Origin of the sequence: Bacillus sp. FSL K6-1218 (assembly GCF_038006445.1) — a bacterium.
Taxonomy (GTDB): Bacteria; Bacillota; Bacilli; order Bacillales; family Bacillaceae_G; genus Bacillus_A; species Bacillus_A thuringiensis_S.
Genome location: NZ_JBBOVE010000001.1, coordinates 3,170,933 through 3,186,337, shown reverse-complemented (window position 1 = coordinate 3,186,337; position 15,405 = coordinate 3,170,933). Strand labels below are relative to the sequence as shown.

The window sequence follows — 15,405 nt, the reverse complement described above, 5'->3', positions numbered from 1 at the left end:
AAAAAACGATAGTCCTTCTACATTTTAGATAGAAGGACTATCGTTTATTTTTTTGACAAAATTAGGAGGTGATGTTTATAAAATGGATAATATAATTCGTATTTTACGTAAAGAGAAAAAGTTTTCCAAAGAAGATGTAGTTAATTCCTTTGGTATAACGGTTGATTGAAATTTCATTTTATAACTTGTAAAGGGCTGTGCAATGCATCGTACTATTGAAAAATCTAAATTTAATCATTAAATTGCGATAAAATGTGGTCGGAAATAATGAAATTTTAGGAAAAATAAGGTACACTAGTCTATGATTTTAATTGAAAATCGTTTGACGTTAATACATACGGGGGAAAGATTGATGAACAACAATACAACAAATGAATCAGTTGAAGAAATTGATCAAAAACGAGTAAGATCAAACAAAAGTTATACAAATTGGAAGTTTATCGCAGCGGGTATTGGTGTAATTGCACTTCTTATTGGGGGAATGAGTTATTATCAGGCAACTCACTTCAATTCGAATGTTACAATTAATGACACAAAAGTTGGTGGTCTGAGCGCTGATCAGGCAATACAGAAATTAAAGACATCTGGACTAGCAAACAAAGTCTATGTTGATCAACAACAAATTTTAGATGAAAAAGATACAAAAACGGAACTTACGGAAAAAGATTTGCCTCAAGTTAAGAAACTATTAAAAAACCAGTGGACATTTTTCCCTTCCTCAAAGGGAGAAAATTATTCATTGCTACCAGAGAAGGCAGATCAGTATCGTAGTGAAACGATGAAAAAACTTGTAGAAGAAAAGCTCATCTCTATGAATGAAAAGTTAAAAGCGCCTCAAGATGCTATGGCGAAGCTAGAACAAGGAAAAATTGTTATTTCGAAAAGTGTTGAAGGAAAACAGTATGACGTTACTAGTCTACTGAAAGATTACGATAAGCAAAAATATAAAAGCGAAATTCATCTGAAGTCTGCATACATAAAACCTATTAAAGAAGACGATCCGATTGTCAAAAAAGAGGAGAAAGCGCTACAGAATCTTCTTGGGCAGTCTGTTGAGTATAAAGTGCAGAATGAAGTTTATCCTTTAAAAGCGAAAGATTTAATTCAAAATGCTTCTATCTCAAAGGATATGAAAGTTACAATTGACGCGAGCGACATTAAGAATAAAATTACTGAAATTAATAATGCCAAATCAACATTAAATAAAGATTTCTCATTTAAAACGCATTCCGGTTCAGTCATATCAGTAAAAGGGCAAGGCTACGGCTGGGCACTAGATGTTGAAAAAGAAACTAAACAAGTTCAACAAGCCTTTGAGAAAGGCGAAAAGTCGCTTTCTGCTTCTAATATTCACGGAAATGGTTGGGAGAAGGAAGGTATCGGTTATAAAACAACATCGAATAATGGCATCGGAGACACGTATGCAGAAGTTTCAATTGCAGAGCAACAAATTTGGATTTACAAAGATGGAAAATTAGTTGTCACAACAAATGTAGTAACGGGTAAACATAGCACGAGTGAAGATACATCACCAGGTGTGTGGTACGTTCTATATAAACGAACACCATACACGCTGAAAGGAAGCGCAGTAGGTAAAGCTGATTATGCAGTTAAAGTAGATTACTGGGTTCCATTCACAAATAGTGGTCAAGGATTCCATGATGCAGGCTGGCGAAAAGACTGGGGAAATAATGCTTATTTAACAGGGGGATCAGGTGGGTGTGTAAACCTGCTGCCTAACGTTGCAAAAACTGTATATGATAGTTTGAACACGTATGATCCAGTTATTGTGTACTAGAAAATAGGTACGTATCAAGAAATAAGGCAGGAAATTTTACTTGATGGTATATGAAAAAACACCTCTTGAATTCGCATGCGAAGTATGTAAATTCAATGGAGGTGTTTTTTGTTTGAAAACAAGAGTTCATTGCTTATAAGAAACAAAGTAGGAAGAGGTTGAAGTGAAGAAACAGGTATTCAAACAGTCAATAAAATTGACATTGAATATCATTTTCACTTATTATGGAATCATTGCATTTAATTAGACATGACTTTTTTATTAATATAATAGATTTCTAATAAGGTGTCCCATTTAATAATTTAAACGTAGGAAAGGGTAATATAAAAATGAACTGGAAAAAAGGCGGATTATGGATTATTATTTTTTTCATTGTAAAAGGTACGATTTCAACATTGTTAATCGTTACAGGTGCTAAATATTTTGATTTATCATTTATGCAACTTTTCGTACTAATACTGGTCTTATTACTGATTTCTCTCATAAGCCGAAAATTACTGTATAAACATAAACAAAACAAAAAGCAAAAAGAACTAAATATATAATGAAGCCCCAGAGACCTTTGGATTTCTGGGGTTTTATTTCGATAGTTTTTTCGCATGTATATCAATTTAACAGAATAGGTTGTCCAAAATGATAAAATCGATGATGTTTAAAATGCGTCAGTTATTTTTACATAAGGATTGTAGAGAGTCTTTAAATATCAATTTTTATTTTGAAGCGACAGACGCGCATAAATTATGCTGGTTTTTCAATTGGTAGTTTAAATGTAAAAGTACTGCCTTCTCCTAATTCACTTTCAACTGTAATTTTTCCTCCGTGTAGTTCGACAATCCATTTTACCATCGACAATCCTAAACCTGTGTTTCCGGTGCTTGAAGATGTTCTTGCTGCGTCAACTCGATAGAAGCGGTCCCATATTTTCGTAATATGTTGCTCGCTGATGCCTATGCCATTATCGGAGACTTTACCTATTATGTTGGTTTCATCACGGAACAGTTGCATATGCACAGTGCCGTTCGCTTTGCTATAAGCAATCGCATTCGTTAGTAAATTCATTAATAAACGCATCATCAATGTTTGATCTGCTTTCATAAACAGGTCTTCCTCTATATGAGTTGTGATATCAATCGAAGCTTCTTGAACCATTAATGAAAGCTCTTCTACAACGATTTCCGTTAATTCACTCATATTGATACATTCAAATTGGAAAGTATTATGATTTTCTTGGTCAGCTCTTGCTAATAATAAGAGTTGTGAGATTAGCGCGGACATTTTACGTGATTGCTTTAAAATTACTTCTAAAGATTCTTCCATTTCTTTCGGATTATTCCTCAGTGATAAAGCGTATTCGCATTGCGAAATAATAACAGATGTTGGTGTTCTTAATTCATGAGATGCATCAGATGTAAATTGTTTTTCACTTTCGAATGATGTCTCCAATCGCTCAAACATTTTGTCAAAGGTTTGTGCTAAATGATACATTTCGTCTTTCGATGAACCTTGTAAATTAATTCTCTTCGAAAGGTCTTTACCATCACCAATTTCACTGGCTGAATCACTCATTTGTTTCACAGGTCGAAACGCTCTTTTCGTAATAAAATATCCTCCCACTGCCGCAATGAGAATAAGTAATGGAAATGTGATGAGTGTTACCACGATAAGCGTATTCATTGTTGATGATAATTGGTTCATCGTCATTATTCCACGAACCCAGACTTGCTCATCGCCACCTGCATTATGGAGAAAATCATATACTATCCATTCTTTATTACCATTTTTAATGGCTTGTATTTCATCGGATTTAAGCGATACCTTTTTATTAAAGCTTGTTGGACTACTTCCTGCCAATAGCTCACCTTGCTTACTATAAATGAGGAGATTTACTCCATCTTCTAAAGTTTCAAAATCATCGTCAATCTTTAACTGTCCATGCTTATATTTGATATCTTCAATACTTTCTTTTACTGTGCTCTTTAATTGATTTTTCATATTAAAAAGCACAACTTTATCTGAAGAAGCTAAAATAAAAGCTAACACGAGTGCCATAATAATTACAACTAACCCCGTATACCAAAGGGTTACTCTCATTTTTATTGATAGTTTTTTCATGATTCTACTCGCAATACGTAACCAGTTCCTCGTACTGTATGAATTAACTTCGTTTCAAACTGGCTATCAATTTTTTTACGAAGATATCGGACGTAAACATCAATAATATTCGAGCCACCTTCATAGTCGTAATTCCACACATGTTGCTCAATTTTATCTCGTGTCAACACAACTTCTTTATTACGAATCATATATTCTAAAATAGCAAATTCTTTACTGGAAAGAGTGATAACCTGGTCTCCTCTTGTTACTTTATGCATATTGCAATCTACCACTAGGTCAGCGATTTCAAATACATTAGATGTATTTCCTGTTTTTCTTCGCATTAACACTCGAATTCTTGCTAATAGTTCATCAAAAGCAAACGGCTTTACTAAATAATCATCCGCACCTAAGTCGAGTCCTGTTACGCGATCATCAATTGTATCTTTAGCTGTAAGAAGCAAGACAGGAGTTGTATTATTATCCGCGCGTAACCTTTGTAATACTTGTAAACCATCTATTCCAGGAATCATAATGTCAAGCACAATCAAGTCATAGGTAGCCATGTTTATATAATCCAAGGCATCTTCGCCATTCCCACATGCATCGACACTATAATATTCTGCATTTAATCGTTTCACCAATATATTTTGTAAGTCTTGTTCATCTTCGACAATAAGAACTCGCATTAACATTCTCCTTTTCCTCTTATTAATATGTATCACTATAATTCCAAAACATTAAAGAAAGATTAGAAACTATTTAATTATATCATTTTATTTTTTTGTACATTAATCTTCCTTTAATGTTTGTTCAGTAATATAAAGGCAAGGATAAGGTGCACATGTAAAGGGAGGAAAACAGAATGAGAAAGTGGATGTTGATTGGAGCAATGTCTTGTTTATTCTTAACAGCTTGTTCTACTCAAGCTGATAACAATACAGAAGTGCAACAACTGAAAGTGAAAAATGATAAATTACAAAAAGAAGTTGCTCAACTACAACAAGAACCAAACAAAATAGGGCCTGCTACGAATGATACGAAGCAAACACAAGATTTCAAAAACGAAGTCACATCTATTGTAGAAAAGGCAAATAACACGAAACCAGTTGGAGCAAAAGAAGAAAACTTAAATACGTACTTAGCAGCAAAAAAAGAAATTGACCAATTGGATGAAAAGATAGATCTATCTGATAATCAGCTAGAAGCAGATTATCACGCTGGAACGATAACTGTTGAACAATATCAAACGCAAGAAAGAGAACACGATATACTGGAAGATCAATTAGAGCAAGCAGAAAATGCACTTGAAGCAAGATTTGGAATAGATGATTAATCATGAAGGAGTGGATGAAAATGTTAAAACATAAAAAGAAAATAATTATAAGTGTAATTGCTATTTTAGTAAGTGGTATTGCTATTGTTAGTGGATATTATGGTATGGGTTACAATTATGCAAAAAAGAATGAAAAATACACAGAGAAACAAGTTCGTGAAATTTCTTTAGCTCATACAAATGGAGAAATTATTAATGTGAAAAAAGAATTCGAATTAGAAGATGACAACTTAGCACAATCAAAATTTGAATATGAAGTGGAAATTAAGACACCTGATAATCTGTTAAATATTTTAAAAGTTAGTGCTAGAACAGGTACAATAGAAATCAATAATGAAGATTAAATAAATATCGACAAATAAAATATTACGTACTTGATTTTTGTTATCGATAGCGAAGAAAAAGACGGTTCCCTAATTTTACAAGGGAATCGTCTTTTTTTTGTTCTATGGATCTATGCATTTTTTATACTTTCCTATCCTGGTGCGGTTTTAGGGTTCTTGTCTGTTATTGGATTAACTGAAAAACTGTATAAAACCTTGTATACCCTTAGTGTGGTTTTTTCCGAAATACTGGCGGTACCCCGTCGCTATCAATCTAAGCTCATACAACGTCAATTATATTAGGGGGTGTTTCAGTTCTCGTTTCTTTTTCATAAGCAGTAATTGCCGCATTTGCAATATATTAGAAGAACAAAGTAGAATGGCAATCAATTGCCCATACAAATGGCATTCCAATCGTTCTCGTTTTATCTTTTTACAAGGATGGATATGAAAGAATGACTTCCACTTATAAGAACGTGAAGAAGTGTTGATGCCGGTTGGAACTGTGGTAAAGGTTGAGGGTGGAATCTAAGGGAATATCAGAGATGTGCATGAAAGGTTATTAATCCATCTTCTATAAAATCGTGGGATTATATATGCACTTATTATCCTGGAGATTTTAAAATAAAACCTATCTAATTATAGAAGTGATTTGAACGTAAGGAAATTGTAAGAAATGGATAAGAAAAAAGAAATTTTTATTGTGTAGGATACAAATATAGAGAAGCGTAAAAGAGGGAGGGTAAATAGGATACATTTATACGAAAAACAAACTAGTAATAAGAGCATTCTATTGGTGGCAATTACTGAAAGAACAGAATACTCACTACAGTTCCTACAGGAAAGGGAAGAATCAATGGATATGGTCTAGGAATCTATGAAATTATATTTCCTAACGGTGTCCCGATATGGGAACATACAGATGTTATTCTAGGATTTGATACTTTTGCTGGAGGGGCATATGTTGACGGCAATTTCAACAGTATGGGTAGAGCCGAGAATACTGGTCTTTTTAAAAGTATTTTACTTGTTGAATATAGACAGTAGGGATAAAGCCAGAATAGTAGTTTATGTGATGTTTGTAATTGAACAAATAAAAGATGAAATCGATCATTTATCTAAGGAGGAATTTTTCTTATGGAAAATAAATTATCTGGAGTGTTAGCCGCTACCTTAGCTCTAACGATGAGTCTACCAACAGGAGCGATAGCGTCTTCTAGCAGTAAGGCTCCGGTTGTATCTAGCCAAGAAGTTGCTAGCAAAGATTTGGAGAAGATTGCTGCAGAGAACGCTGAACTACTCACGAAGTCCTATGAGACGACTAGCGTGCAGTATGCGCTGATTGATAATGGTAAACTTATTTTGTCGGGGCAGACAGGTAAGAACGACATAGAAGGGAAAGAACCATTAACTAAAGATACTCTATACGGAATTGGTTCAACCAGTAAAGTATATACGGCTGCGGCTGTTATGAAACTAGTAGACGAAGGAAAAGTTGATTTGGATGCTCCTGTTGCCCGCTATATTCCTGATTTCAAAATGAAAGATAAACGATATAAGCGCATTACACCGCGTATGCTGTTGAATCACTCCTCGGGTTTGCAAGGTTCGACGTTCAATAATGCATTTTTATTTAAAGATAATGATGCTTATGCCCATGATATCTTGTTGCAACAATTATCCAACCAAAACTTGAAGGCAGACCCTGGCGCGTTCTCAGTATACTGTAATGACGGTTTTACACTGGCTGAGATCTTGGTAGAAAGAGTCAGCGGTATGAGTTTTACTGAATTTCTACATCAAAAGTTTACAGAGCCATTAAAACTGAATCATACGATAACATCGCAAGACAAATGGGAAGATGAAAAGCGGGCTGGACAGTATTCTCCGACATACCAGGGACAGCTTCCAAGTGAAATGGTAAATGTGATTGGTACGGGAGGAATCTCTTCTACTGCAGAAGATGTGGTGCGATTCTCACAAATATTTATGGGACAGGGAAAAGAAATTCTCTCTAATAAAGCAGTCAAGGCGATGGAACAAGAAGAATATAAAAGAGGCATGTGGCCGGAAGATAGCGAAAACGTGTTCAACTATGGTCTTGGCTGGGATAGTGTGAAACTATACCCATTCAGTGAATATGGGATAAAAGCGTTGACTAAGGGTGGGGATACGGTACTGCAACATGCCACATTGGTCGTGCTTCCAGAACAGAAGATGGCAGCAGCTGTATTGTCCTCCGGCGGCAGCAGCACGACAAATCAACTGTTAGCAAACAAATTACTGTTAGCTAGGCTTAAAGAGAAAGGGACAATTAAGGATATAAAACCAGATAAATCCTTCGGCAAGCCAGTCAAGGCTAAAGTACCTCAAGACGTGGTAAAAAAAGCAGGTTTTTATGGAAATATCCAAAGCCATTTCAAAATAGAAATTACGAAGAAGGGAGAACTGTTTTTACCAACTAAACCGGAAGAAAAATATGTATATACGGCGGATGGAAGCTTTATAAACGAGAAGGGTACCTCCAAGCTTAACTTCGTCACAGAGAAGAATGGAAAAGTTTATTTGAGAGAGAGCACATATGAATTATCGCCGGGATTGGGGCAAAATGTGCTGACTCACTATTTAGCCCAGAAATTAGAAAACAATGTGTTACCGAAGAAAACAGTTGCTGCATGGGCGAAGCGTGAGGGTGGCAAGTTCTACCTCGTTAACGAAAAATTTAATTCTATGAACTATCTAGGACAACTAATGCCTCTTAACACACAAATTACGATCAAGGATGGGTATTGGGACGGCAAAAAAATTACAGGTCCAAATTCGGCAATGCATCAAATTCAGATTCCCGTGATGAATGGGCGGGATACGAAGGAAGCACATTTCTATACAGAGGATGGTACTGAATATATGGAGATGGCCAGCTTTTTATACGTCAGTGAATCTAACGTGAAATCCCTTGATGCAGGTCAATCAACGAAAGTTACACTGCAAAAAAATGGGCATGCGAAATGGTTTACGATTCCGCAAGAGGCAGCAGGGAAAACGATGAATGTGGAGTTGCCATCAGGAAGTTCATTCGCGGTGTATGATGGGAATGGAGTATGCGTCAATTTTAGCGTTGTTAGTGATAATAACAAAGTGAAACTACCGGAGAACGGAACGGTTGTATTTGCTGGCGCACCGAACTCCGAATTTACAGTCGCATTGAACTAGCTACAACTCGGGATAGACTTCAATAAAACAGTGCGACATGGAAAAGATATTTTATTTGTATCTTAAGTATTACCTTAAATGATATTACACTTAAATTCTTAGCTTAATAGCAATGGGATAGCACCACATGTCTACCAACCTAAGAAAATAAATCAAACCCATGTCCATCAAGCTAGTAAAAATAAATACCTCAAAAATAGTAAAATTGACATTCTCAGAGTAAAAATGTAAAAAATTATTGTTTAGGGGCAGCATAAAACATTAGTTTGATAGCGATATGGCGCTACTCATAAAAAAAGAAATAGGATAGAATATCCTATTTCTTTTTATTGATATAATAAAATGTAATGAATAGATCCAAAGTAATGATAATAATTAGAAGTAACAAGTGTATAAGTGCATCAGTTTTTCCGTTTAGTAAAGACTTTACAAAGAAATCCCATTCTGTTTCATAGGGAGGTTCTACCCAATTTCGTTGCAGTCGTAACATCATTCCATTTATGAAATAGACAATGCTTAATAGAACCCTTCCAACAAATAAGGCAGCTGTTTTTATATTTCAATCCTTTATCTTGATTACATAAAGGATTGGAAATAGTATCAGTATCCAAAAAACAATAATAAAGACTGTATTTCCCATTCTCTCCTCCTAACAAAATGATTGTGTTTTTAATCTTGGTAAATTCTTAGGTTGGAGGTATGTTTCATTGTTACTGGTTAAAACAAGGGCCAGAATTCAGGCTCCTTTTCTATCCCGCAAAATAAAGCTTTACTTTATCTCTCCGTCTCAAAAAACTCAATCCACTCTCCATCAGGACCAGCGAAGAAAATGTAACGTGTTCCATCTGGTAATGTTTCGATTTCTTCTCCTAGTAAGAAGGTTACTGCGTGTTTCTTTAGTCTTTCGATTTCATCCTCTAATGAATCTACCTTAAAGCAAATGTGATGTACTTTTCCTTCTGCTGGCAAGGAAGAATTGTAGCCTTCAATTAATTCGAGTATCGTTTCCTTCGATTCTTCCACACCTAAAAAAGCGAGTTTTAAGTCTGGATTCGGGTGCCCCATACGTTTAAGGAGCTGTAAGCCGACTACTTCTTCATAAAAAGTAATAGATGTTTCTAAGTTTGCAACCATAAGTCCTACGTGTTCAATTCTTCTAACTGGCATGTAGATTCCTTCTTTCTGAAAATTATATACAATATATTATTGAAAATTAAGAAAATAAGCAAGATAAAAACCTTACAAATTTTAGCGTGTTATATGGTATAGTGAGAAAGTATGTTTGGGGAGAAGGAAGGAGATTATACGATGAATATACCTACTCAAACTCCTTCATTATCGGAAACGATGAAAGAGTGGCATTATGCATTAGCATATGAAATTAAACATTGGAAAACGATAGGTGGTAGTAAAATTTCTATCATGAACGGTCGTTTTTTATATACAGATTATGAGAATACAGTGTATGTATTTCAGCTTATTTCGGAAGTAAGCTTACCTGAAGGTTCACCAATTCGAATTGAGTTCGATGGTGAGGAAGCGACAGGAGAAGTATTATCTGTACATGGATTAGAAATAGAATTGAAATTAAATGATTATATACAAGGTGAGATAAGAGAAGCAGTTTTATACAGTGAACCGTGGCAACTTTTAGAGCAACTACAAGAGCGATTAAAAGAAGCACGTAAAGATAAATTGAAACGTAATCGTATAAAGCGTCTCGTTGATGGGACGAGCAGTCCGAAGCATATTGAGAAGATGAAAAATCCGAAAAATGAACTAGCATATCGTTCGTTTTACAATCCGACAACGTACGTATGGGGACCGCCTGGAACAGGGAAGTCGTACAATTTATCACGTATTATTTCGGCTCATTACCAAAAAGGAAAATCGGTACTTGTGTTAGCTCATAGTAATGCGGCAGTGGACGTATTAATGAGCGAAGTAACGAAGCAAATTGAGAAGAAAAAGAAATGGACACCTGGCGAAATTGTTCGTTACGGTTATAGTCAACATGAACATATACGAAATCATGAAACATTACTTACGTCGAAGCTAGTTGAAACGACGAACGGATCTTGGGGAGAAGAAAGACTCTATTTAGAAGAAACACGACAAGATCTTCGTGAAAAGATTTTATCATATAAAGCGACTTCTGCTGATAAGAAGCGTATACAAGAGATTGAAAGTGATCTTCGAAAGCAAAAAGCGAAAATTAAAGAAGTAGAAAAAGAATACATTGAAAATGCGAAAGTAATTGGTGCAACTCTATCAAAATGTGCAATTGATGCGCTAATTTATGAGCGTACATTCGATTTAGTTGTCGTAGATGAAGTGAGTATGGCGTTCGTTCCGCAAATCGCATTAGCTGCTTCACTTGGAAAACGTATCGTTGTTTGTGGAGACTTTTTACAATTACCTCCAATTGCGATGGCGAACCATGAACTTGTTCGCAAATGGCTTGGGGAAGATATGTTTTACCATGCTGGGATTGTTGAGTCTGTTAATAAATCAGAAGCACATCCGAACCTATTTATGTTGCAGGAACAAAGACGTATGCATGCGGATATATCGAAGTTTACGAATTCGTTTATTTATAAAAATAGAGTATACGATCATCCGTCTGTTTCAGAGCGTAAAGAACTTGCGCAATTGCAGCCGTTCGCAAATGAAGCGAGTGTTTTATTTGATACGAGCCAAATGGGAGCTTTTTCGTTAAAAGATGCTGCTTCTGGTTCACGTTTTAACATTATGTCTGGTTTAGTAGCGATGCAAATGATGTTAATCGGATTGTTAGACGGTGTTCAATCAATTGGTGTTGTGACACCTTACAGGGCGCAGTCACGCTTTTTATCGACATGTATTAGAGAAATGTTGCAGAGAACGAAATATCAAAACATACCAGTTTTAGCGGCGACAGTTCATAAGTTCCAAGGTTCTGAAAGAGATATGATGATCTTTGATACGGTTGACAGTTATCCGCAAGAACGACCTGGCGTATTATTCTTTGATCACAAAAACCATCGCCTCGTCAATGTAGCAGTGACAAGAGCGAGAGGGAAGTTCATTCAATTATCAGATTGCCATTATATGCGTAAAAACCTTTCGAGAAAACAAGCGTTATCACAATTAACAGCTCATATAGAACGTCACGGAGATGTGTATGATCGCACGACATCAAGACAATTGTGGGAACGGAAAATTTCGAAACGTTTACGCTGGTTTATGGAAATGAATCTTGAAGAGCCGAAAGGGCTATTAAAAGATATTTTAGCCGCAAAACGAAAAATTATTATTTCAATTCCAAGTACAAAACAAGTGGATAAGCGAGTATGGCAAGCGCTAATGCGTACAAATGCACAGATAACAGTTTATAGTGATGGACCAGTTCCACTGAAAAATGTAAAGTTACAAAGACAAAATAAAGCATTCCCGTTTATCGTAATTGATGATGAAATCTTCTGGGCAGGCGCACCGCTTACATCTCAAATGATGTTTGAAGGTAGTACAGAATTTCCGTACGTATGTGCAAGACTGCAAGCGCCAGAAACAATTGGTGTATTAAAAGGATTTTTAGATATTCGGTAAATTCGGATAGGAATTCCTTGACTTTTATTTAGAATGAACTTAGAATGAATGTAATTTAATATAATTTTATGAAAATTCTTATCACGAGAGGTGGAGGGACTGGCCCTATGATACCTCGGCAGCGGATTCGTTATGAATACTGTGCCAATTCCAGCAAGGTAACTTGAAAGATAAGAAAGAAGCTCATTTTGACTGTATATACAGAAGCCTCTTTCTATCTTTTAGAAAGAGGCTTTTTTACGTGAAAATAAAAGGAGGAAGAACAATGGGAGCGACAGGAGTAACGTCACAAAGAAAAACAATTGAAGAGAGTATCGAAAGAAATAAGGAAAAGTACATAGAAACAAGTCATGATATTCATGCGAATCCGGAGATTGGAAACCAAGAATTTTACGCATCCAGAACGTTAAGTTTATTGCTAGGTAGTGCAGGATTTCAGTTGCAGCACAATATAGCTGGACATGAAACGGGATTTATCGCGCGAAAAAGCTCTGGAAAACAAGGACCGGCAATCGCATTTTTAGCGGAGTACGACGCTTTACCAGGACTAGGCCATGCGTGTGGTCACAATTTAATCGGCACAATTAGTGTTGCAGCAGCAATTGCATTATCAGAAACGCTTGAAGAAATTGGCGGGGAAGTTGTCGTTTTTGGTACACCAGCAGAAGAAGGCGGGCCAAATGGTAGCGCGAAATCAAGTTATGTAAAGGCAGGTTTATTTAAAAACATTGATGCGGCGCTTATGATTCATCCGAGTGGAAAAACAGCGACAACAAGTCCTTCACTAGCAGTCGATCCACTTGATTTTCATTTTTACGGAAAAACAGCTCACGCTGCAGCTTCACCAGAAGAAGGAATTAACGCATTAGATGCGGTGATTCAGCTGTACAACAGTATTAACGCACTTCGTCAACAACTTCCGTCAGACGTGAAAATTCATGGCGTTATTACAGAAGGCGGAAAAGCACCTAACATTATTCCTGACTACGCCGCGGCAAGGTTCTTCATCCGTGCAGCAACGCGAAAAAGATGTGCAGAAGTAACAGAAAAAGTAAGAAACATTGCTGAGGGAGCAGCGTTAGCAACAGGTGCAAAAGTAAAAATTCATCCATTCCAAAATGAAATCGATGAATTACTCGTAACAAAAACATATAACGATATAGTAGCGGAAGAATTAGAACTATTAGGTGAAGAGGTAAATCGTAAAGAAAGAGTAGGGATCGGTTCAACCGACGCAGGAAACGTAAGTCAAGTCGTACCGACAATTCATCCGTACATTAAAATCGGACCAGATGACTTAATTGCACATACGAATGAATTTAGAGAAGCAGCACGTTCAGAACTTGGAGATAAAGCATTAATTACATCGGCAAAAGCATTAGCAAATACGGCGTATCGATTAATTACGGAAGAAGGGTTGTTAGAGAAGGTGAAGGAGGAGTTTAGAGAGGCGCAGAGGAATCAAGGGTAAGGGGATTAAGGTACTTTTTTCGAATAGAGATCTAATTCATATGTAGAGATATAAAAAGAACATTGAAATATCAATGTTCTTTTTTGTTTACTAATCATTGATTTTATTGGCTTTCCCCATAAAGGAAAAGCTTTTACTGTTAGTGGAGGATAATACGTATCCTTTATTAGAACGACAATTTCTCCTCAAACTCACTCTTTAAAACAATTAAAGGAGATGACAAGCCAAATTGCATTAAAGAGTCTAAAAATGTAGCGAGAGAATCCATCGAATCGCTCATGACTTTCATCATATAATTAAACTCTCCACTAATTCGATATAAATCTGTTACTTCAGGAGCGGCATTACAAAATTGAATAAAATCAGAGCATTGGCTCGTTTTAAACATGATGAATGCTTGAATGTTTTTATTAATTTTGGAAGGCTCAAATTTCGTTCGGTAAGCCGCTATAACTCCTTGATCTTCAAGTTTGTTAATTCGTTCTTTTACAGCAGGCTGCGTCATGGATATAATACGTCCTATTTCTGAAACAGAAATTCTCGCATTTTCATACAACAAGTTCATAATTTTATGATCGATTTCATCCAGTTTTACTGCGTTTTGCATTGTGTAGCCTCCTTGTTTTGTTTTCTAAAGTAAATCATAAATTATAAATATAATATCATAAGTGAACGAACTAAATTACCTATAAATCTGTATTTAAAATGATTGGTTTTTGCATGAAAATATAAGTATAGGATTTATCAAAAAGGAATTTAGGAAGGATGGAAAAAATGAAGAACCTTGATGGGAAAGTAGCATTAGTAACAGGAGCGAGTCGCGGAATTGGCCGTGCGATTGCGATGAGATTGGCAAACGATGGTGCATTAGTTGCGATTCACTACGGCCGAAATACGGCAGCTGCAGATGAAACGATTAGTGAGATTGAATCTAATGGAGGAAAGGCATTCTTAATTGAAGCTAATCTCAATTCAATTGATGGTGTCAAAAAGCTTGTAGAACAATTGAAGACTGAATTACAAATAAAAGTTGGTACACCAGAGATTGATATTTTAGTAAACAATGCAGGGATAGGTACACAAGGGACGATTGAAAATACGACAGAAGAAGTTTTTGATGAAATTATGGCCGTAAATATTAAGGCGCCATTCTTTTTAATTCAGCAAACATTACCGTTACTACGAGTAGAAGGGAGCGTTATTAACATTTCATCAGCGGAAGTAAGACTTGGTTTTACAGGGTCCATTGCATACGGTTTAAGTAAAGGTGCACTAAATACGATGACACTTCCTCTAGCTAAACATCTTGGAGAACGGGGTATAACAGTGAATACAATTATGCCTGGATATACGAAGACAGATATCAATGCGAAATTGCTAGATGATCCAGAAATACGAAATTTTGCTACGAATTCATCTGTGTTCGGACGAATAGGGCAAGTTGAAGATATTGCAGATACAGTAGCATTCCTTGCTTCTTCTGATAGCCGCTGGGTAACAGGGCAGATTATAGATGTCTCTGGAGGGTTTTGTTTATAGGGGCACTACTCCATAACTAGTAATCTATAGAAAGGTAGGGATG

At 36.0% G+C, this 15,405-nt stretch carries 14 protein-coding genes, 1 pseudogene and 1 riboswitch; of the genes and pseudogenes, 9 read left to right on the top strand and 6 right to left on the bottom strand.

The window, feature by feature from the left end; genetic code table 11:
* Positions 1-352 precede the first annotated feature (352 nt).
* Together MHI26_RS16200 and MHI26_RS16195 are read left to right on the top strand one after the other, a co-directional pair.
* Positions 353-1,798 carry a L,D-transpeptidase family protein gene (locus MHI26_RS16200; RefSeq protein WP_001064081.1) on the top strand — a complete coding sequence of 482 codons (1,446 nt, stop codon included), beginning with the start codon at positions 353-355 and terminating at the stop codon, positions 1,796-1,798.
* Between the two features lie 329 nt (positions 1,799-2,127).
* The gene (locus tag MHI26_RS16195; protein WP_001104092.1) at positions 2,128-2,343 is read left to right on the top strand and encodes a hypothetical protein; all 216 of its coding nucleotides are present in this window, start codon (positions 2,128-2,130) and stop codon (positions 2,341-2,343) included.
* Positions 2,344-2,536: 193 nt separating this feature from the next.
* Here the strand turns inward: MHI26_RS16195 and MHI26_RS16190 are convergent, their stop codons facing one another.
* Both MHI26_RS16190 and MHI26_RS16185 read right to left on the bottom strand, forming a co-directional pair.
* On the bottom strand, positions 2,537-3,910 hold the full coding sequence (locus tag MHI26_RS16190) for a sensor histidine kinase (RefSeq protein ID WP_061665906.1): 1,374 nt from the start codon (positions 3,908-3,910) through the stop codon (positions 2,537-2,539).
* Positions 3,907-4,581, bottom strand: coding sequence for a response regulator transcription factor (locus MHI26_RS16185; protein WP_042973360.1), 675 nt, complete (start codon positions 4,579-4,581; stop codon positions 3,907-3,909). The genes MHI26_RS16190 and MHI26_RS16185 overlap by 4 nt, the downstream gene beginning before the upstream one ends.
* 176 nt (positions 4,582-4,757) lie before the next feature.
* On the opposite strand from MHI26_RS16185, the gene MHI26_RS16180 reads away from it, so the two are divergent.
* Positions 4,758-5,228 carry a hypothetical protein gene (locus MHI26_RS16180; protein ID WP_001233666.1) on the top strand — a complete coding sequence of 157 codons (471 nt, stop codon included), beginning with the start codon at positions 4,758-4,760 and terminating at the stop codon, positions 5,226-5,228.
* A 20-nt stretch (positions 5,229-5,248) separates the two neighbouring features.
* Positions 5,249-5,572 (top strand): PepSY domain-containing protein, encoded by a 324-nt coding sequence (locus MHI26_RS16175; protein WP_061665907.1) that lies wholly within the window; start codon positions 5,249-5,251, stop codon positions 5,570-5,572.
* Positions 5,573-5,863: 291 nt separating this feature from the next.
* On the opposite strand, the pseudogene MHI26_RS16170 reads toward MHI26_RS16175, so the two are convergent.
* A pseudogene (locus tag MHI26_RS16170) lies at positions 5,864-6,016 on the bottom strand (IS4 family transposase); the annotation flags it as partial.
* A 496-nt stretch (positions 6,017-6,512) separates the two neighbouring features.
* Here MHI26_RS16170 and MHI26_RS16165 point away from each other — a divergent pair.
* On the top strand, positions 6,513-6,716 hold the full coding sequence (locus tag MHI26_RS16165) for a hypothetical protein (protein ID WP_000954377.1): 204 nt from the start codon (positions 6,513-6,515) through the stop codon (positions 6,714-6,716).
* Positions 6,689-8,764, top strand: coding sequence for a serine hydrolase domain-containing protein (locus MHI26_RS16160; RefSeq protein WP_000428431.1), 2,076 nt, complete (start codon positions 6,689-6,691; stop codon positions 8,762-8,764). Before MHI26_RS16165 ends, MHI26_RS16160 begins: the two co-directional genes overlap by 28 nt.
* Positions 8,765-9,080: 316 nt before the next feature.
* On the opposite strand, the gene MHI26_RS16155 is transcribed toward MHI26_RS16160, so the two are convergent.
* The gene (locus MHI26_RS16155; RefSeq protein WP_225988060.1) at positions 9,081-9,320 is read right to left on the bottom strand and encodes a hypothetical protein; all 240 of its coding nucleotides are present in this window, start codon (positions 9,318-9,320) and stop codon (positions 9,081-9,083) included.
* 218 nt (positions 9,321-9,538) lie between these two features.
* Positions 9,539-9,931, bottom strand: a complete 393-nt coding sequence (locus tag MHI26_RS16150) for a VOC family protein (RefSeq protein ID WP_061665908.1) — start codon at positions 9,929-9,931, stop codon at positions 9,539-9,541.
* Positions 9,932-10,042: 111 nt separating this feature from the next.
* On the opposite strand from MHI26_RS16150, the gene MHI26_RS16145 reads away from it, so the two are divergent.
* Positions 10,043-12,352, top strand: a complete 2,310-nt coding sequence (locus MHI26_RS16145) for an AAA domain-containing protein (RefSeq protein WP_003307377.1) — start codon at positions 10,043-10,045, stop codon at positions 12,350-12,352.
* Between the two features lie 75 nt (positions 12,353-12,427).
* Positions 12,428-12,529, top strand: a riboswitch (SAM riboswitch).
* Between the two features lie 88 nt (positions 12,530-12,617).
* Positions 12,618-13,823 carry a M20 family metallopeptidase gene (locus tag MHI26_RS16140; protein WP_061665909.1) on the top strand — a complete coding sequence of 402 codons (1,206 nt, stop codon included), beginning with the start codon at positions 12,618-12,620 and terminating at the stop codon, positions 13,821-13,823.
* Between the two features lie 166 nt (positions 13,824-13,989).
* Here MHI26_RS16140 and MHI26_RS16135 read toward each other — a convergent pair whose 3' ends face one another.
* Positions 13,990-14,430: an Lrp/AsnC family transcriptional regulator gene (locus MHI26_RS16135; protein WP_001178566.1), complete on the bottom strand. Its 441-nt coding sequence runs from the start codon at positions 14,428-14,430 to the stop codon at positions 13,990-13,992.
* 167 nt (positions 14,431-14,597) lie between these two features.
* On the opposite strand from MHI26_RS16135, the gene MHI26_RS16130 reads away from it, so the two are divergent.
* Positions 14,598-15,362, top strand: a complete 765-nt coding sequence (locus MHI26_RS16130; RefSeq protein ID WP_042973363.1) for an SDR family oxidoreductase — start codon at positions 14,598-14,600, stop codon at positions 15,360-15,362.
* Positions 15,363-15,405 lie beyond the last annotated feature (43 nt).